Source organism: Arthrobacter sp. NPDC056886, assembly GCF_042788715.1.
GTDB lineage: Bacteria > Actinomycetota > Actinomycetes > Actinomycetales > Micrococcaceae > Arthrobacter.
This window is the reverse complement of record NZ_JBHUBT010000002.1, coordinates 308443-325359: the sequence shown is the minus strand read 5'-3', so window position 1 is coordinate 325359 and position 16917 is coordinate 308443. Positions and strand designations below refer to the sequence as shown.

At 67.3% G+C, this 16917-nt stretch carries 18 protein-coding genes and 2 tRNA genes; 8 read left to right on the top strand and 12 right to left on the bottom strand.

The genetic code is table 11. The features are described 5' to 3' along the window. Nucleotides 1-52: 52 nt before the first annotated feature. From def to orn, 4 genes are all read right to left on the bottom strand, one after another. Nucleotides 53-625 carry a peptide deformylase gene (gene def / locus ACFRJ8_RS04655; protein WP_377984998.1) on the bottom strand — a complete coding sequence of 191 codons (573 nt, stop codon included), beginning with the start codon at nucleotides 623-625 and terminating at the stop codon, nucleotides 53-55. Between the two features lie 40 nt (nucleotides 626-665). Beyond that, the gene (locus tag ACFRJ8_RS04650; protein ID WP_377984997.1) at nucleotides 666-1820 is read right to left on the bottom strand and encodes an acyl-CoA dehydrogenase family protein; all 1155 of its coding nucleotides are present in this window, start codon (nucleotides 1818-1820) and stop codon (nucleotides 666-668) included. Between the two features lie 225 nt (nucleotides 1821-2045). Then, a tRNA-His gene (locus tag ACFRJ8_RS04645) sits at nucleotides 2046-2118 on the bottom strand. 194 nt (nucleotides 2119-2312) lie between these two features. Beyond that, nucleotides 2313-2945, bottom strand: a complete 633-nt coding sequence (orn, locus tag ACFRJ8_RS04640; RefSeq protein WP_277525585.1) for an oligoribonuclease — start codon at nucleotides 2943-2945, stop codon at nucleotides 2313-2315. A gap of 169 nt (nucleotides 2946-3114) precedes the next feature. On the opposite strand from orn, the gene mptB reads away from it, so the two are divergent. Beyond that, complete coding sequence (mptB, locus tag ACFRJ8_RS04635; RefSeq protein ID WP_377984996.1) at nucleotides 3115-4740, top strand: polyprenol phosphomannose-dependent alpha 1,6 mannosyltransferase MptB; 1626 nt, start codon at nucleotides 3115-3117, stop codon at nucleotides 4738-4740. Nucleotides 4741-4752: 12 nt separating this feature from the next. Here the strand turns inward: mptB and ACFRJ8_RS04630 are convergent, their stop codons facing one another. Continuing rightward, nucleotides 4753-5448: a DNA alkylation repair protein gene (locus tag ACFRJ8_RS04630; protein ID WP_377984995.1), complete on the bottom strand. Its 696-nt coding sequence runs from the start codon at nucleotides 5446-5448 to the stop codon at nucleotides 4753-4755. A gap of 77 nt (nucleotides 5449-5525) precedes the next feature. On the opposite strand from ACFRJ8_RS04630, the gene map reads away from it, so the two are divergent. Continuing rightward, nucleotides 5526-6293, top strand: coding sequence for a type I methionyl aminopeptidase (gene map / locus ACFRJ8_RS04625; RefSeq protein ID WP_377984994.1), 768 nt, complete (start codon nucleotides 5526-5528; stop codon nucleotides 6291-6293). Here map and ACFRJ8_RS04620 read toward each other — a convergent pair. Continuing rightward, complete coding sequence (locus ACFRJ8_RS04620) at nucleotides 6290-6925, bottom strand: GNAT family N-acetyltransferase (protein ID WP_377984993.1); 636 nt, start codon at nucleotides 6923-6925, stop codon at nucleotides 6290-6292. The two genes, map and ACFRJ8_RS04620, sit on opposite strands and share 4 nt — an antisense overlap. Nucleotides 6926-6949: 24 nt before the next feature. Beyond that, the gene (locus ACFRJ8_RS04615) at nucleotides 6950-7417 is read right to left on the bottom strand and encodes a lipopolysaccharide assembly LapA domain-containing protein (RefSeq protein ID WP_377984992.1); all 468 of its coding nucleotides are present in this window, start codon (nucleotides 7415-7417) and stop codon (nucleotides 6950-6952) included. 294 nt (nucleotides 7418-7711) lie between these two features. On the opposite strand from ACFRJ8_RS04615, the gene ACFRJ8_RS04610 reads away from it, so the two are divergent. Further along, nucleotides 7712-8728 (top strand): magnesium and cobalt transport protein CorA, encoded by a 1017-nt coding sequence (locus ACFRJ8_RS04610; protein ID WP_377984990.1) that lies wholly within the window; start codon nucleotides 7712-7714, stop codon nucleotides 8726-8728. Between the two features lie 76 nt (nucleotides 8729-8804). Here ACFRJ8_RS04610 and ACFRJ8_RS04605 read toward each other — a convergent pair. After that, nucleotides 8805-8877, bottom strand: a tRNA-Arg gene (locus ACFRJ8_RS04605). Nucleotides 8878-9118: 241 nt separating this feature from the next. Between ACFRJ8_RS04605 and ACFRJ8_RS04600 the strand changes: the two genes are divergently transcribed. The 3 genes from ACFRJ8_RS04600 to ettA all read left to right on the top strand — a co-directional run bounded on the left by ACFRJ8_RS04600 (nucleotide 9119) and on the right by ettA (nucleotide 12247). Continuing rightward, nucleotides 9119-9703, top strand: a complete 585-nt coding sequence (locus tag ACFRJ8_RS04600) for a single-stranded DNA-binding protein (protein WP_377984988.1) — start codon at nucleotides 9119-9121, stop codon at nucleotides 9701-9703. A gap of 417 nt (nucleotides 9704-10120) precedes the next feature. Continuing rightward, a complete protein-coding gene (locus ACFRJ8_RS04595; RefSeq protein WP_377984986.1) occupies nucleotides 10121-10378 on the top strand; it encodes a DUF6993 domain-containing protein in 258 nt (85 codons plus the stop codon). A 186-nt stretch (nucleotides 10379-10564) separates the two neighbouring features. Then, on the top strand, nucleotides 10565-12247 hold the full coding sequence (gene ettA / locus ACFRJ8_RS04590; protein ID WP_277525594.1) for an energy-dependent translational throttle protein EttA: 1683 nt from the start codon (nucleotides 10565-10567) through the stop codon (nucleotides 12245-12247). A 159-nt stretch (nucleotides 12248-12406) separates the two neighbouring features. Here the strand turns inward: ettA and ACFRJ8_RS04585 are convergent, their stop codons facing one another. Continuing rightward, nucleotides 12407-13354, bottom strand: coding sequence for an acyl-CoA thioesterase (locus tag ACFRJ8_RS04585; RefSeq protein WP_377984984.1), 948 nt, complete (start codon nucleotides 13352-13354; stop codon nucleotides 12407-12409). A gap of 62 nt (nucleotides 13355-13416) precedes the next feature. Here ACFRJ8_RS04585 and ACFRJ8_RS04580 point away from each other — a divergent pair, with 62 nt between their 5' ends. Further along, the gene (locus ACFRJ8_RS04580; RefSeq protein WP_377984982.1) at nucleotides 13417-14076 is read left to right on the top strand and encodes a hypothetical protein; all 660 of its coding nucleotides are present in this window, start codon (nucleotides 13417-13419) and stop codon (nucleotides 14074-14076) included. A gap of 29 nt (nucleotides 14077-14105) precedes the next feature. Here ACFRJ8_RS04580 and ACFRJ8_RS04575 read toward each other — a convergent pair whose 3' ends face one another. Beyond that, the gene (locus ACFRJ8_RS04575; RefSeq protein ID WP_377984980.1) at nucleotides 14106-14564 is read right to left on the bottom strand and encodes a globin; all 459 of its coding nucleotides are present in this window, start codon (nucleotides 14562-14564) and stop codon (nucleotides 14106-14108) included. A gap of 4 nt (nucleotides 14565-14568) precedes the next feature. Beyond that, nucleotides 14569-15228: a mechanosensitive ion channel family protein gene (locus ACFRJ8_RS04570; RefSeq protein WP_377984978.1), complete on the bottom strand. Its 660-nt coding sequence runs from the start codon at nucleotides 15226-15228 to the stop codon at nucleotides 14569-14571. Nucleotides 15229-15361: 133 nt separating this feature from the next. On the opposite strand from ACFRJ8_RS04570, the gene ACFRJ8_RS04565 reads away from it, so the two are divergent. Further along, nucleotides 15362-16375: an NAD-dependent epimerase/dehydratase family protein gene (locus tag ACFRJ8_RS04565; RefSeq protein ID WP_377984977.1), complete on the top strand. Its 1014-nt coding sequence runs from the start codon at nucleotides 15362-15364 to the stop codon at nucleotides 16373-16375. Nucleotides 16376-16407: 32 nt separating this feature from the next. Here the strand turns inward: ACFRJ8_RS04565 and ACFRJ8_RS04560 are convergent, their stop codons facing one another. Further along, complete coding sequence (locus ACFRJ8_RS04560) at nucleotides 16408-16893, bottom strand: OsmC family protein (protein WP_377984975.1); 486 nt, start codon at nucleotides 16891-16893, stop codon at nucleotides 16408-16410. Nucleotides 16894-16917 lie beyond the last annotated feature (24 nt).

Sequence of the window (16917 nt, the reverse complement as noted above, 5' to 3'; positions counted from 1 at the left end):
TCGGCGTCAAAGGTGGGGAACATCCGCGTACGGCCGCGCCGAACTGCCGGCGTCAGTGGCCGAACGGGTCCGGGTCCACGCCCGGCATCCAGGTCAGGCCGGGAACGCCCCAGCCGCTGCGCTTGGCCTGCTTCATGGCCTTGCGCGCATAACGGTCGATCAGCCTATTCACGTAGAGCTTGCCATCGAGGTGGTCGTACTCGTGCTGGATGACCCGGGCGAACCAGCCGGTCGCCTCGAATTCCACCGGCTTCCCGTCACCGTCGAAGCCCTGGACCCTGGCCCACTCCGCCCGCTTGAGCGGATACTGGCCGCCCGGGAAGGACAGGCAGCCTTCCTCTTCCTCGTCGGGGTCCGGCAGCGCGCCGGAGATCTTGGAGAGCGTCAGGACAGGATTGACCACGACGCCGGTGGGCGGGGCGCCGTCGTCGTTCTCGTACTTGTACACGAAGAGCCGCTTGCCGACCCCCACCTGGGGGGCGGCCAGCCCGACGCCGTTGGCGGCGTCGTTGGTCTCGAACATGTCGGCGATCAGGGTGCGGAGCTCGTCGTCGAAGACTTCGACTTCCGCGGCCCGGCGGTGCAGCACGGGCTCGCCCCAGATCGTGATGGGCAGGACGGTCATGTCAGTAACGTTCCTCAGGTGCTGGTGGGGGTGCGGCGGCTCAGCCGGCAATGGTGCGGCCGACGACGTCGCGCATGATTTCGTTGGTGCCGCCGAAGATCGTCAGCAGCCGGGCGGCGAGGTAGGCCTGGGCCACCGGGTATTCCATGATGTAGCCGTAGCCGCCATGGAGCTGCAGGCACCGGTCCGTGACGGACTTGGCCCGCTCGGACGCCCACAGTTTGGCGCGGGCGGCGCCGGCCGCGTCGAGCTCACCGGCGTTGAACGCCAGCATGGCCTGGTCCACGTAGGTTTCGGTGACCTCGACCTCCGTGAGGATGTCGGCGAGTTCGAAGCGGCTGTTCTGGAAGTCAATGATCCGCTCGCCGAACGCGTTGCGGTCCTTCGTGTAGCGGACGGTCGCCTCGTAGCTGGCGCGCACGACGGCGGAGCTGGCCACGGCGATCGCCAGGCGGCCCTGGGGGAGCTGTTCGGCCGCGTACTGCAGGCCCTTGCCTTCCTCGCCCACGAGGTCCGCGTGCGGGACGCGGACGTTGTCGAAGAACAATTCGGCCGTGTCGGAAGCTTTAAGGCCCATCTTGTCCAGCTGCTTGCCGGTGTTGTAGCCCTCGCCCTTCTGCACCATGAAGAGCGAGAACGAGTCGTGGTTCCCGCGTCCCGTGCCGCCGTCGGTGCGGGCTAGGACCAGGGAGGCGTTGCCGGAGATGCCGTTGCCGATAAACGTCTTCTGGCCGCTGATCAGCCAGTCGTCGCCGTCGCGCACGGCCTTGGTGCGGATGCCGCGCAGGTCGGAGCCGGCCCCGGGTTCGGTCCAGGCAACCGAGGTGACCTTGTCGCCGGCGACCATGTCCGGCAGCCAGCGGGCCTTGAGGTCATCGGAACCGTAGGCCAGCAGGTGGGGGAGGACCATGTCGTCGTGCAGGTGGAACGCGAGGCCGACCGCGAGGTGGTTGCTCTTGGCGAATTCTTCGTCGAGCACTGCGCGGAAGCGGTAGTCGGACATTCCCATGCCGCCGAACTCTTCCGGTACGGCGAGCCCAAGCAGGCCCTGCTCGCCGGCCGCCGACCACAGGTCCCGGGACATCATGTGCTCTTCGTCCCATTGGGCGTAGTGCGGGGCAATGGCGCGCACGTTGAACTCGGCGGCCATCTCACGGAACATCTCGTGGTCTTCTTCAAAGAGCGTGCGCTTCACTGCGTTTCCTTCCAATGACAGATCCCGGGACAACTGAGCCGCACTCCGAGCCGTCCACGGCCGGCCCGTACAGCGGCGATCGAGCACCAGCACAGAAACGGACCCGGACACGGGCACAGACAAAACTCAGCACAGACAAAAATTCAGTACAGACAACAAAGGCCGCACCGGATATCCGGTGCGGCCTTTGGAAAAGGTCGGACAATCACTGCCGTCCTTCATGAGGGTGAGCGACGGGGGTTGAACCCGCGACCTCCTGGACCACAACCAGGCGCTCTGCCAACTGAGCTACGCCCACCATGTGCCGTATCAGGCCCTCCGGCGAACCGGCTGGCTGGAAAGGCAACGACAAATAGCTTACCTGTTGTTTGGGGATGCTTTTGCCACTTTTGCGATTTTCACCAAAATTTCCGCGAAACGTGGCGCAGATTACTTTCCTGCGCCAGGTCCCTGCGGCGGTGAGCCTGCCCGCGGCGTGCTGCCAGTGTGCCGCTACTCCGCCGGGGCGGGCGCGGCTGCTTCGCCGCCCATGACGCGCTTGGCGATCCGCTGCGCCGTGGCACTGTCCGGTCCGGGCGCGGGGACAAACACGGCCTCGCGGTAATACCGGAGTTCGTCGATCGAGTCCTTGATGTCGCCGAGGGCCCGGTGTCCGCCCAGCTTGGCGGGGGACTGGAAGTAGGCCCGGGCAAACCAGCGGCGGGAGAGCTCCTTGATGGTGCTCACATCGATGACCCGGTAGTGCAGGTGCTCCACCACCTCGGGCATGTCGCGGACAAGGAACACGCGGTCGGTGCCCACGGAGTTTCCGCCGAGCGGTGCCTTCCTGGGGTCCGGCACCCATTTCTTGATGTAGTCGAGCACGGCTGTCTGCGCCTCGGCCATGGTCTTGCCGTGCGGGAGTTCTTCAAGGAGGCCGGACCGGGTGTGCATGTCGCGGACAAAGTCGCTCATCTGGGCCAGCGCGGCGTCGTCGGGCTTGATCACGACGTCGACGCCGTCGCCGAGGATGTTGAGCTCCGAATCGGTCACCAGGGCTGCCACCTCGATAAGGGCGTCATTCTTGGTGTCGAGGCCGGTCATTTCGCAGTCGATCCAGACGATGCGTTCGTTAGTAATAGGCACCCGCCCAGCCTAACCGTTCCGACGCCACGGGGCCGTCCGGTGCTAGGATTTCGGATACGCGGCCGTCGAATTATTTCGTCAACTTATTTCGAGAACGCGGAGCCCCGGGCCGGACAATGCGGCTGGCTGTGGGCGGAAATATGGCCCCAACAGATTGGACGATTTTGACATGACGGCGCCTGTGCCTGCGGCGGGGGAAACGGCTGCCGGTACGTCCCGCACGTCCACCGCCCGCCCCTCTGCGTCCGGCCGGTCTGCGCTCAGCCCGGCTGAGCTCAACCCGCTGGGGGACGGTGCCGTAGGCGACGTCGACAACCCCCGGTCCCCAATCCTTGCCGGGTTCCTGGGATCGCTGTTCATGACAATCGGTTCGATGGGCGTCGGCTGGCTGGCCCCCGCGTCCGAGCTTCGTCGTGTACCGCTGTTCATCTGGATGCGCACCGAGCCCCTGGGCGTCGCCCTGTCCATCGTCCTGCTGGCCTTCGGCGGCATGCTGCTGGTCCGCGCCTGGCTGCGGCTCGGCCAGCGGGTCCGGGTCTGGGGAGCCGGCGCCCGCAAGGCCACGCTCCAGGCGACGGCGGCCTGGGGCCTGCCCCTGATGTTCTCCGTGCCGCTGTTCAGCCGCGACGTCTACGCCTACATCGGCCAGGGTCGGCTCATGGTGGAGGGCTTCAACCCCTATGAAAACGGCATTTCGGCGTTGTCCAACTACTTCCAGCTGGGCGCCGACAGGATGTGGACCGAGGCCCCCGTCCCGTACGGCCAGCTGTTCTTGTGGATCGAACAGTTCGTGGTCTGGGCCACCAACGTGCACCCCGAAGGCAGCATCATGCTGTTCCGGGTGGCCGCACTGGTGGGCGTCGTCTTGTGCGTGATCTATGTGCCGAAACTGGCCGAACTGCACGGCGTGAACCCGAACCGGGCCCTGTGGCTGACGGCAGCCAACCCGCTGTTCCTCACCAACTTCATCGCCAGCGTCCACAACGACTCCCTCATGATCGGTCTTGCCCTGGCCGGCCTCTATTACTGCGCCACCCGCCGGGTCATCCTCGGGATCGTGCTGGTTACGCTGTCCATCTCCGTCAAGCCGATCACGGTGGTGTTCCTGCCGTTCATCGGCCTGCTTTGGGCGGGCAAGGGCGCCAGCTGGCCGCGCAAGTTCGTCTTCTGGGCCCTCACGGCCGGCATCAGCCTGGCCCTGCTGTATCTCATGAGCCGGGTCAATGGCTTCGGCTTCGGCTGGATCAACGGGCTGTCCGCCCCGGGCAGCATCTGGATCTGGTACGCGCCCGTTGGCCTGATGGGCCTGATCGTGGCGTCCATCGCCAACACCTTCGGGCTCGACGGCTGGGGACTGGCCAAGTGGGCGTTCGACGCCGGCAAGCTGCTCGCCGTCGGGATCGTCGCCTGGCAGATCTTCCGCGGTGACTACGACCGCCTGATGCGCCGGCTGACCCTGGCGTTCGCCGCCGTCGTGCTCCTGTCCCCGATGATCCAGTCCTGGTACATCGTCTGGCTCATCCCGCTCTTTGCCGTCACCGGCATCCGCGATGACTGGCAGGTCAAGGCGCTCTACTTCATCGTGTCCTTCTTCATGGTGTACGCCATCTCGGACCAGCTGGACGTCTTCCCGTACCTGCAGACCGCGGACCTGGGCCTTGCCCTGGCGCTGGCCCGCAACGCCGCGGCGATCATCGCCCTGCTGTTTGCCCTGTACCTGATCTTCCTGGACCCGAAGACCAAGCTGCTGTTCAGCAAGTCGGACGAGCCGGTCACCACGCGGCCGATCATCTAGCGCTGATTCTGGCTAGGCCGCCAGATTTCTGAGCGCCTCCTTGCGGGAGAGCGGACTGAGGTCGTCCCAGTGCCGCTGCACGAACGCCCGCACCCAGGCCGGATCCGTCCTGGCATATTGGCGCAGCGCCCACCCGATCGCCTTGCGGATGAAGAACTCCGGATCATGGAGGTTGGCCTCGATCACGGCTGCCAGGAGAGCCGTGTCAGTGGCGGCCTTGGCCCCCAATTGCGCCGTGATGGCGGCCCGCCGGACCCAGAAGTCGTCGTCCCTGCTCCAGCGCCCCAGCACCGGCGTCAGTTCTGCCCGGTGTGCCTGCAAGAGGGCGCCCAGCCGGTGCGCCACTCCGTCCACCAGGTCCCACCAGGCTCCGGTGCGGATGATTTCCTCGTAGAGTGCCAGCATGCTGAGCTCCCCGGCGGCGAGTTTGAGCCCCGTGAGCTCGATCGCGGCATAGCGTTCGTCGCGGAAACTGGCACTCCGCCACAGCGCGAGCACCGTGGACTGCAGATCCGCCAGGCTGCCCGGCGGGTGGGCCGCGGCCGCGGCCTTGACGATTCCGCGGACCTCGGGAACCCGCACGCCCAGGGAGGGCATCTGCGATTTCATGTAGGCCTGCGCCCCCGCGGCGCGGCCCGGATCGGCGGCCGCCTGCAGCCGGCCGCGGATCGCGTCAATCAGTTCAGTGGTGCCTTCAGTGGTGACCATACGGCCACTGTAGACATCCCGCGGCGGGCTTTAGAGTTGAACCCAGCAAGCCGCGGCTCCGCGTCGGAAGGAAACCCATGTCCATGATCAAGAGTCCTGAAGAGATCGCTCTGATGCGCGAGGCGGGTCGGGTGGTCGCCAACACGCTGGGGCGGGTCCGGGAGGCCGCCGCCGTGGGCGTCTCGCTCAAGGAACTGGACGACGTCGCCGCGGCGTCCATCGCCGGCGCCGGCGCCACGCCGGCGTTCCTGAACTACCGGCCGCGGTGGGCCTCAGTGCCGTTTCCCGGGGTCATCTGCACGTCCGTCAACGACGCCGTCGTGCACGGCATCCCCAACGAGTACCGGCTGCAGGACGGGGACCTGCTGAGCGTGGACTGCGGGGCGTTCCTGGAGGGCTGGTGCGGCGATGCCGCCGCGAGCTTCATTGTGGGGACCGCGGACCCGGTGGACCAAGCCCTCATCGAGGCCACGGACGCTGCCCTGGCCCGCGGGATCGACGCGGCAAGGATCGGGAACAAGATGGGGGACCTTGCCTACGCGATCGGCGGGGCGGCGCGCCGGGCAGGGTACGGGCTGCTTGCCGATCACGGCGGCCACGGGATCGGCCGGACCATGCACGCCGAGCCGCACGTGCCCAACGACGGACGCCCCGGCCGTGGCATCAAACTGACCGAGGGCCTGGTCATCGCGATCGAGCCGATGCTGATTCTCGGCCGCAAGGACGATTACTACCATGACGACGACGAATGGACCCTCCGTTCCGCGAACGGTCGCCGCGCCGCGCACAGCGAGCACACCGTGGCCATCACCGCGGACGGGCCCGTGATCCTGACGCTGCCTTAGGGCACACGGTGGGCGCCGGCCGGGGGCAGTGATGTCAGGCGGACGACGGCGCGCCCCGGCACCGCGTCGCTGACCACCGTGAAACCAGCCGCCAGAAAGAGCCCCAACGTGCCGTGATAGAGGTCTGCCGGGCCCGCCTTGGGCCGTTGCGCGGGATCGACTGGATAGCCCTCCACCACCGTGGCGCCGTGGGCGAAGGCGTGATCGACGGCGGCGGCAAGCAGCGCACCCGCCACACCGGTCCGGCGCTGGCCGGCCGAGACGACGAAACAACTGACCGACCACACCTGGTTGCCGTCAGGGTCCCGGACCACGTCAGGGGCGGACGTCAGAACTTTCGAGCGCAGGATCCTCGGATAGCATCCGCGGGGCTCGACGGCGCACCAGCCCACGGCATTCCCGTCGCGGAAGGCCAGGACCCCGGGCGCCGGCTGGCCGGCGTCGAACTTGTCCCGCAACTGGCTTTTGCGCTCCTTAGGCGTGGACGCGGACCACTCGCTGCCGGTCAAAGCGAAGAACCGGCACCAGCAGCGTGAGGGTTCGCCGCGGACGCCGAAAAGGCGCTCGACGTCGGGCCAGTCCGCCGCGGCGGTGGCAATGCCGGCCTGGTTCCAGGATTCTGCTTCGCCCATGGAAAGAGGGTAGCGCCTGGCGGCCTAGCGCGTGCCGCTGGCCTGTCGGCGGACACGGTGTGCGGCGAGCCGCAGTTGGATGATGCGGGCGGCTCCGGCGATGGCCACCAGCACGCCGCCGCCGACGGCCGCGATAAACAATGCCATGCCGAGCGGGACCGACCCTTCGAGGCCAAAGAACTTCACCTGCACATATTCCTGGTTCTGCAGGATGAAGGCGATGAGCAGGATCAGCACCACCAGCGCGCAGGCAACCGCGGCCCAGACCATTCCCGCGCGGGTGACCTGGCGGGCTTCCGGGGCGGGGGCCGGTGCCGCGGGTGGCTCTGCACGGGAAGTTTCAGCGCGAGCCGCGGGCACCCCTGAACGGGATGTTTCGACCTCGGAGGTCCCGGGACCGGTCCCGGACGTGGTGTCAGCGGCTCCCGGGGACTGGGTGGTCCGGACTTCGTCGGGATGGTTAGGGTCGAAGCTGCGGGGTGTTTCGGTCATAGCGGCCGTGCCTTTCGATTGCGGGCAGGGCGCACAGACTTTCTCTGGCGGTCTGCCGGTCAACTCAATACTAAGCGTGCTGATGGCTTTTGCGTGTCCGGGCAGTTGGGCGCGCGGTTCGGGCGGACCACCCATGCCGGAAACTTAGTCTGCCCAGGCCCGGGAGAGCGCTGTCGGGCGGCCTTCTTCCCGGCAAACCCGCAGGCCGTTGTGGGCCAGGACGGGCTGTTGGCACCGGCCCGGGCACGGTATAACGTCACAGCCAAGGGATTGCCTTGAAGAGGAGGCGCGGCCGTGACCATTATTGACAACGCCGTCTACGTGGACGGTCACCGGACCGCCGACCCGGAAGGCCTCGAGGAGACCTATTTTCTCCTGCGGCAGCGCCAGGGCATGGCCTGGATCGGGCTCTACCGGCCGGAACCTGAGGAGCTGCGCTCGGTGGCCGAGGAATTCGACCTCAGCCACCTGGCGGTGGAGGACGCGCTCGCCGGCCACCAGCGGGCCAAGCTGGAACACTATGGCGAGACATTGTTCCTGGTGCTGCGGCCCGCCCGCTATTTGGACGAAGTGGAGAAGGTCGAGTTCGGCGAGATCCATGTGTTCGCCGGCCCGGACTTTGTGGTGACCGTCCGCCGGGCAGAGTCTCCCGATCTGGCCCGGGTGCGCCGACGCATGGAGTCCGAGCCGGAGTTCCTGGCGCTCGGTCCGGATGCGGTTTTGTACGCGATTCTGGACCAGGTGGTGGACGAGTACGAGCCGGTTGCCGCGGGGCTGGAAAACGACATCGATGAAATCGAAGATGACCTGTTCGCCGCCGATCCCGGCGTGTCGCGCAGGATCTACGAGCTCTCCCGCCAGGTCATCACGTTCCAGCGTGCCACGGCCCCGCTTGCCGGAATCCTGCAGAGCCTTATGGGCACCGGGCCGGACGGGGTGCCGGACCCCGAACTGCAGGACCATTTCCGCGACGTCCTGGACCACGCCATCCGACTGGGGGAGCGGGTGTCTGCCTTCCGGGCGCTGCTGCAAAACGCCCTGGCCGTCAACGCAGCCCTCGTTGCCCAGCGGCAGAACGACGAAATGCGGCTCCTGACGGAGTCGAGCTTCGCCCAAAACGAGCAGGTCAAGCGAATTTCGTCGTGGGCTGCCATCCTGTTCGCGCCGACGTTGATCGCGTCGATCTACGGCATGAACTTCCGCGACATGCCCGAACTCGACTGGATCTTCGGCTATCCGATGGCACTCGCGCTGATGATCGGCATGGGCGGGATCCTGTTCCTGACGTTCAAACACAACAAGTGGATCTGACGCTCTGGTTGAAACAAGAGATGAAATAGGCAGCGGCTCTGACCTTGCGTTGTCGCAGGTCAGAGCCGCTCTTTTGTGCCCCAGGAGGGAATCGAACCCCCGACCGGCGGATTAGAAGGCCGCTGCTCTATCCCCTGAGCTACTGGGGCACGATGGCACCCACCGGCCGCTGCCGGGGGACGCCTCAAAAAGTTTACAGTGCCGGACGGCCGGTGGGGGTCAACCTCGGCCGGTCGCCGGCCATGCGGCCCGCACCACTTCCCAACAGGGCTGCCATCGCAACCGCAGGAAGTTTTCCACATGGCACAGCCGGGCCCTCCCCGGCGTCGGCCCGCGGCGGGAAGCTGGAACTGCCCGGCTGGGCACGACAATTCGAGACAGGACATGAGAATGAGTGACAACATTACGGTCCGTGGCTTCGTCGCCTCGGAGATTAGAAGCGCGACCACCCCCGGTGGCGTGGCCACGGCGTCGTTCCGGTTCGGCGCCACCGAGCGCCGCTACGACCGCGGTTCCAGCACCTGGGTGGACGGCAACACCAACTGGTTCACTGTCCAGGGGTACCGGCAACTCGCCGGCAACATCGGCTGCAGCATCAAGAAGGGCCAGCGGGTCATCGTGGTTGGCCGGCTGAAGATGCGCAGCTGGGAAAAGGACGGCAGGGTCTACCACGACGCCGAAATCAATGCGGAATCAGTCGGCCACGACCTCATGTGGGGCACTGCCAACTTCATCCGCTCATCCGGAACGGGAATCCAGGCGGCCGCCGGCTCCGGTGCACCTGGTGCACTCGGTAGTGGGGACGGCGACGCCACCGGACCCCAGACCCAGCCAGGGGACACAGCCGGGGACACAGACGGTGATGCTGGCGCGGACGACGACGCCGACCGCCATGCGACCTTCATCAATGGCGCGAGTGGCGAGGAAGAGGAGGTGGACCAGGAAACCGGCGAACTGAAAGGGGCCGCAGCCTGAATCCTGGAGGCGGCGAACCATGCCGAGGACGCCGGATCGGGGCACCACAGCGTGGCAGAATGGCCGGATGCAACACGCCCGGATCGCCGAAGGACCCGCGGCGGCCGCCGCTGCGGGACTGGGGGCGGCTACTATCGCCGCGGGCGGCGCCACACGCCTCCGCGGCGGCAGGGAAGTTTCGGGAGCTGCAACCGTGGTGCCCCTCCTACGCGTGCTCCTGCCCCTGCTCGTGTTATTGCCCAATGCCTCCGCTTGTGCGACGCCGGCCGGCGGCAGCGGAGCCGGGGGCCCTGGAGCCGGGCATCCTGAAGGCACGCCTTCGGCTGCGTCCACGGCGTCGGCTGCGTCCACGGCGTCGGCTGCGCCGGCGGAGCCGGGACATCAGGATCCGACAGGAAATCCAAGGTCGAGTCGGTCTTGAACACTGCCGTCCGCGGCGGCGGCCAGCCCCAAACAGCGGGCATCCGCGCGACTTTGGTCAAGGCCGGGATTCCGGCCGGCGACGTGGAAGTCACCGCCGGCCGGACGCCCACCGGCCTGGCTGCCGACGCCGTCGAGGCCGGCGTGCGCGACGCCAGCAGTTGCATCGTTGCCCAGATCCGTAACGGCAGCGTCGCTGTCAGCGTGCTGCCGATCTTGGCCTCGGGCCGCTGCCTCGCGGGCGTCCAGCACTGAACCGAACCGTCCATGGCCGGGCGCGCCCGCGGGTGTAACCGGGGCCGCCGAGAGCAGGGGCAGGGGTGAGTGCACAGGCGAGGGCGGCGGCGGGAGCTGGCAACCGGCCAGTCCACGGACGCATCAGGGGCGCATCACGGCTTACGGAATGTGAGTTATCCCGGCCGAACCACTAGATTTGTAGGCATGGCGGAATTTATCTACACAATGACCAAGGCCCGTAAGGCTGTCGGCGAAAAACTCATCCTTGATGACGTAAGCATGTCCTTCTTCCCGGGGGCCAAGATTGGCGTTGTCGGCCCGAATGGTGCCGGTAAGTCCACCATTCTGAAGATCATGGCAGGCCTGGACACTCCCTCTAACGGTGAGGCCCGGCTCAGCCCCGGCTACACGGTGGGCATCCTGCTGCAGGAGCCGCCGCTGAACGAGGACAAGACCGTCCTGGGCAACGTCCAGGAAGGCGTCGGCGAAATCTACGGCAAGATCCTGCGCTTCAACGAGATCTCCGAGGAAATGGCCAGCCCGGACGCTGACTACGATGCCCTCCTCGAGGAGATGGGACAGCTGCAGGAAGCGATCGACGCAGCTGACGCCTGGGATATCGATTCCCAGCTCGAACAAGCCATGGACGCACTGCGCTGCCCGCCCGCCGATGCCGATGTCACCCTGCTCTCCGGTGGTGAGCGCCGCCGCGTCGCATTGTGCAAGCTCCTGCTGCAGAAGCCGGACCTGCTCCTGCTCGACGAGCCCACCAACCACCTCGACGCCGAGAGCGTGCTGTGGCTCGAACAGCACCTTTCCAACTACTCCGGCGCCGTCCTGGCCGTGACCCACGACCGTTACTTCCTTGACCACGTGGCCGAGTGGATCGCCGAAGTGGACCGCGGCCACCTCTACCCGTACGAGGGCAACTACTCCACGTACTTGGAGAAGAAGCGCGCCCGCCTGGAAGTCCAGGGCAAGAAGGACGCCAAGCAGGCCAAGCGCCTGACCGAGGAACTCGAATGGGTCCGGTCCAACGCCAAGGGACGACAGACCAAGTCCAAGGCCCGTCTGGCCCGCTACGAGGAAATGGCCGCCGAGGCGGACCGTACCCGCAAGCTCGACTTCGAAGAAATCCAGATCCCGCCGGGACCGCGCCTCGGCGGGCTCGTGCTGGAGGCCAAGGATCTCCAGAAGGGCTTCGATGACCGCACCCTGATCGACGGCCTGTCCTTCACCCTGCCCCGCAACGGCATCGTCGGCGTCATCGGCCCCAACGGCGTCGGCAAGTCCACGCTCTTCAAGACCATCGTGGGCCTGGAACCGCTCGACGGCGGCGAATTGAAGATCGGCGATTCCGTCAAGATCTCCTACGCCGACCAGAGCCGCGGCGGCATTGACCCGAACAAGACCCTCTGGGAAGTCGTGTCCGACGGCCTCGACTACATCCAGGTCGGCCACGTCGAAATGCCGTCCCGCGCCTACGTGGCCGCCTTCGGCTTCAAAGGCCCGGACCAGCAGAAGAAGGCCGGGGTGCTTTCCGGTGGTGAGCGCAACCGGCTCAACCTGGCGCTGACCCTCAAACAGGGTGGCAACCTGTTGCTGCTCGACGAACCGACCAACGACCTCGACGTCGAAACCCTCAGCAGCCTCGAAAACGCCCTGCTTGAATTCCCGGGCTGCGCCGTCGTGGTCTCGCACGACCGCTGGTTCCTGGACCGGGTGGCCACCCACATCCTGGCCTACGAAGGCGACGAGGAGAACCCGTCCAAGTGGTACTGGTTCGAGGGCAACTTCGAGTCCTACGAGGAGAACAAGGTGGAGCGACTGGGCCCGGACGCGGCCAAGCCGCACCGCGTCACGCACCGCCGCCTCACCCGCGACTAAGCCCGCAAGGCTTACAACGCCACGAAAAAGCCGGCTCCCCGCGCTGCAGTTCAGCGTGGGGAGCCGGCTTTTGTGTGCCTTGGGAGTCTTCGTACCAGCCGGCGGACGGGCGGGCTAGCTGCGCTCGGCCGTGGGCATCTGGTGCTGCAGCACTCCCTTCTAGACGGCGGCCTGCACGGCGTCCGTCACTGTGTTCTGGAAGTCGGTCGGGACGCGGACCATGCCTTCCTGGGCCACCGTCGCCACATGCCGGCCGTCCCGGCTGAAGATCTTGCCGGTGGCGAGGCCCCGCGCACCCTGGGCGCTGGGGGACTCCTGGACATACAGGAGCCATTCGTCCACCCTGACCGGCCGGTGCCACCACATCGCGTGGTCCAGGCTCGCCACGGACATCCCCGGCGTAATCCAGCTCATCCCGTGCCGGCGGAGGATGGATTCCAGCAGGGTGTAGTCGCTGGCGTAGGCCAGGGCGGCCCGGTGCAGGCCGGCGTCGTCGGGCATGGGACCGAAGGTCTTCATCCAGACGGCGTTGCGTGCCTCCTTGGGCCCCTTGGCCGAGACATACAGCGCCGGATCGACGTGGCGGATGTCGAACGGCCGCTCGTAGGCCCAGTGCCGGGCAACGGGGTGATCGAACTTGCCCAGCAGATCGGCCGTGCTGGGCAGCGATTCGGGGTCCGGGATCCCGGCGGGCATCTCGGACTGGTGCTCGATCCCCTCGTCCTCGGCCTGGAAGGACGCGATCATCGACAGGATGGGCATACCCTCCTGGTACGCGTGGACGCGGCGGGCCGAGAAGGACCGGCCGTCGCGCAGGCGCTGCACGCCGAAGGTGATCGGCTTGTTGGCGTCCCCCGGGCGGAGGAAGTAGCCGTGCATCGAGTGCACGCTGCGGTCCGGGTCAACGGTGCGGCTGCCGGCGATCAGGGACTGCGCCAGCACCTGGCCGCCGAAGACGCGCTGCCGGGGCTGCTGCTGGGAGGGACCCATGAAGATGTCCTCGTCCGTCCGCGCGCCCTCGAGCTCGCCGAGGTTGAGGAGCTGGATGAGCGAGGAGGTGGGGTCCTGGGTCGGGAGCCCCAGCAGTCCGGCTTCGGCTTCAGTCATGGTCTGACTCTAGACGGCAGGCGGCGGCGCTCCAAAGAAGCACAGCCGGTAAAGTCGGTAGTGTGTCTGATGTCCTAACCCAGCCCCTGCAGTTCTCCGATCCCCGCGATCTCGATGACCTGCGCACCTTCGCCACCCGCGCCAAGTCCATTGACGACGGCGCCATCCGGCTCCAAGCCGCGGGTCCGGTCCTGGCCGCCTACGTCTGCGTGCTGCGGCCCCGGCTCCTGGGCGAATCCACCCCCACCATCCTGGGCCTGCGGACCATGGCGCTGGCGCAGCCGGCGGAGACTGATGTCACAGTGCCGCTCTCCGCTGTGCTGGACCGTTTGGCACGGGCGGGGGAGCACGACGTCGAACTTCCCGTCCCGCCGGTGACCGTCAGCGAGTCGTGGGCCGGGATCGGGGCGCCGCGGGCTGGCTGGGAATTGCTCGGCACCGTCCAGGACAGCAAACTGCGGGCCGCCGCCGAGGCCGGCATCAGGGAGATCGCCGCGATCATCCCGGACAAGCCGGGGGCACTGATCGTCAACAACGCCCGGGCCACGGTCTGGGGCCGGGAACTGCCCGACGCCGGCGGACTGCCGGCCGGCGCCGCGTTCGCCGCGCTGACTTTAGGCTTCCTGGCCGACGGCGAACAGCGGCTCTACCGGGCCGGGCGCTGGTTCCGGCTCAGCGGAACCCGCGGCCACGTGCTGGTCCGGACCGGCACCGGGCTCTAGGAAGCTTCAGCTCGAGGCATCGTCAGCGCTCAGGCCTCGGACGGGCTGTTCACCATGGACAGGGCCGCCCGCTCCATATAGTCCCAGAGCGTTCCCTCGTACAGCGGCGGCAGCTCCAGGGCATCCACCGCGGCGCGCATGTGGAACAGCCAGCGTTCCTTGGCCTCCGGCGTCACCCGGAACGGCATGTGGCGCATCCGCAGCCGCGGGTGCCCGCGCTCCTCGCCGTACGTCGTGGGCCCGCCCCAATACTGCTCCAGGAACATCAGGAAGCGCCGCTTGGCCGGGCCGAGGTCCTCTTCCGGGTACATGGCGCGCAGCAGCGGATCGGTCGCGACGCCGTCGTAGAAGACGTCGATGAGTTTCACAAAGGTCCCGTGGCCACCCACCGCGTCATAGAAGTTGTCCGTGTAGCCGGGCTGGCTGAACGGATCGTTTTGCAGCAGTTGCCTGGGCTGGCTGGGTTCGCCGGCGCTGGGAATGGTCATGGCTCTATTCTCCGGCCTGCTGCTGAGAGGTGGAATCGGCCTCTGCGGCCGGCGGGGCAGACGGTGCGATGTAATTGCCCTGGGAACGGTTGCCCACGCGCAGGATTTCGCCGTTGCGCAGGTACCAGATAGTGCCGTCGTCCGCGCGGACGCGCGTGATCCGCAGGTTCATGGCCTCCACCGTGCCCACCACCTCGGACGTTTCGATGACATCGCCGATCCCGTACTGGTCCTCGAGTGTGATGAAGATGCCGGCCAGGAAGTCACGGATCAGCTGCTGGGCGCCGAAGCCGATGGCGATACCGAGGATACCGACGCTGGTCAGCAGCGGTGCAATGTCCACGTTCAGGTATTTGAGCACGTACACGATGGTGAGGACGGCCACCAGCACGCCCACAACACTATTGAGCAGTGCGCCAATGGTGTGGGCCCGCTGGACCCGGCGCTCGTGGTCCAGTGCCCGCAGAGCGGGGGACACCCAGCGGAAATGCCGCTTCTTGAAGAATGTGCTGCCCTCGGCGACACGCTTGGTGATTCCGGCGATCACGAAGGACGCCAGCAGCCACACGGCGACGCCGATCCCCAGGGCTATCAGGGCGCCCGGCAGATTGACGGCGGCGATTTCTTGAGCGGTGATTGGTTCGATGGTGGTCAGGCTGATCATCGGTGGGGGAAAACTCCTTGTTGCTTCGTCCCCGGATGCAGGCAGCAGGGCCGGGCATCCGGATAGGCGGCCGGCGTTCGCCGGGCGCATAACACTCTGGTCTACTTCAACATTAGCGCCGTAGCGTGGCCCCATGCGCATCCTGGTCCTTGGCGGCACCGCCTTCCTCTCAGCCGAAATAGCCCGGCAGGCCCTCGCCGCCGGCCACGACGTCACCTGTCTGGCCCGCGGCACGGCCTCGGCACCACCCGACGGCGCCACCTGGCTGCGCGAGGACCGCGCGCAGGGGAAGGCCGCCTACGAGAGGGCCGCCGGCAACGGCCGGTGGGACGCCGTCGTCGACGTTTCGCGGGACCCTGACCAGGCGCGGGAGGCCCTCGAGTCGCTGACCGGCTCGGCCCGGCACTGGACCTTCGTCTCCAGCTGCTCGGTCTATGCGGACCATTCCGTGGCCGGCGCCGCCGAAGACGCCCAGCTGCTCCCGCCGCTGGCTCCCGGCACCGAACTGAGCATGGACAACTACGGCGAAGCCAAGTCCGCGATCGAGTCCTGGACCCGGGAACTGGCAGGGGACAAGGTGCACCTCTGCCGCGCCGGCCTGATCGGCGGACCGGGGGACGGTTCCGACCGTTACGGGTACTGGCCGGCCCGTTTTGCCCGGGACGATGATCCCGTCCTGGTCCCGGACATCCCCGCCGACGCCACCCAGATCATCGACGTCCGCGATCTCGCGTCCTGGGTCCTCACCGCCGCCGAAAACGGCACAATCGGGGCGCTGAACGCCGTCGGCGAGCCGGTCCCCTTCGCCGCCTATCTGGAGGAATCGCGTCAGCTCGCCGACGCCGACTCGGAGGCGGTTGTTGCCCCAGGGGACTGGCTGGCGTCCCACGGCGCGAACTACTGGGCCGGTCCGGACTCGCTGCCGCTGTGGCTGCCGCCAGGCCACGAGGGCTTCGCGGCCCGCAGCAATGACGCTGCCCGGGCGGCCGGACTCCACATCCGTCCCTGGATGGACACCCTGCGGGACACGCTGGAGGACGAACGCCGCCGCGGGCTCGGGCGCGAACGCAAAGCCGGGATGAGCCCGGAGACGGAACGCCGGATCGTGGCCGCGTACAGGGCAGGGGCCTCAGCCGGGCCCGGCTGACGGTACCCGCAGACCTTGCCGGCGGAACGTGTTCAGTCCGGCTGGCCCTCCACCACGGCCGTGGGCTGGTGCAGTACCGGGAAGTTGACGCTGCGGGCGATGAAACAGACCTTGTTGGCCTCGACGTGGAGCTCCTCCAGGAGATCCGGGGCCGCCGGTTCGGCCACGGTCACCGTGGGCTTCAGGGTGACGGATTCGAATTGCCCGCTGCCGTCCCGGTTGGTCCGCATCAGGCCCTCGGCGCGGTCCTCATAGGCCGTCACCACCACGCCGTGCTTTACGGCCACGTGCAGGAAGGAGAGCATGTGGCACTGTGAGAGCGCGGCCAGGAGCAGCTGTTCGGGGTTGTAGCGCTCCCGGTCCCCGTGGAAGGTTGGATCGGCGGAGCCGCGCAACACCGGCAGCCCGGGGATCTCGACGTCGTGGTCGCGTGAGTAACCGCGGTACGTGGACGTCCCGGCCCCGAGGTTCCCGGTCCAGCGGACAGTCAGTGCGTAGCGGTGTTCATCAAGGCTCATGACACCAGCCTAGAACGGCGGAAC

Coding starts and splice junctions, on each gene's coding strand:
- def (WP_377984998.1), bottom strand. CDS start 625: ATGACCGTCCTGCCCATCACGATCTGGGGCGAGCCCGTGCTGCACCGC.
- mptB (WP_377984996.1), top strand. CDS start 3,115: ATGACGGCGCCTGTGCCTGCGGCGGGGGAAACGGCTGCCGGTACGTCC.
- ACFRJ8_RS04630 (WP_377984995.1), bottom strand. CDS start 5,448: ATGGTCACCACTGAAGGCACCACTGAACTGATTGACGCGATCCGCGGC.
- map (WP_377984994.1), top strand. CDS start 5,526: ATGTCCATGATCAAGAGTCCTGAAGAGATCGCTCTGATGCGCGAGGCG.
- ACFRJ8_RS04620 (WP_377984993.1), bottom strand. CDS start 6,925: ATGGGCGAAGCAGAATCCTGGAACCAGGCCGGCATTGCCACCGCCGCG.
- ACFRJ8_RS04615 (WP_377984992.1), bottom strand. CDS start 7,417: ATGACCGAAACACCCCGCAGCTTCGACCCTAACCATCCCGACGAAGTC.
- ACFRJ8_RS04600 (WP_377984988.1), top strand. CDS start 9,119: ATGAGTGACAACATTACGGTCCGTGGCTTCGTCGCCTCGGAGATTAGA.
- ettA (WP_277525594.1), top strand. CDS start 10,565: ATGGCGGAATTTATCTACACAATGACCAAGGCCCGTAAGGCTGTCGGC.
- ACFRJ8_RS04585 (WP_377984984.1), bottom strand. CDS start 13,354: ATGACTGAAGCCGAAGCCGGACTGCTGGGGCTCCCGACCCAGGACCCC.
- ACFRJ8_RS04575 (WP_377984980.1), bottom strand. CDS start 14,564: ATGACCATTCCCAGCGCCGGCGAACCCAGCCAGCCCAGGCAACTGCTG.
- ACFRJ8_RS04570 (WP_377984978.1), bottom strand. CDS start 15,228: ATGATCAGCCTGACCACCATCGAACCAATCACCGCTCAAGAAATCGCC.
- ACFRJ8_RS04565 (WP_377984977.1), top strand. CDS start 15,362: ATGCGCATCCTGGTCCTTGGCGGCACCGCCTTCCTCTCAGCCGAAATA.
- ACFRJ8_RS04560 (WP_377984975.1), bottom strand. CDS start 16,893: ATGAGCCTTGATGAACACCGCTACGCACTGACTGTCCGCTGGACCGGG.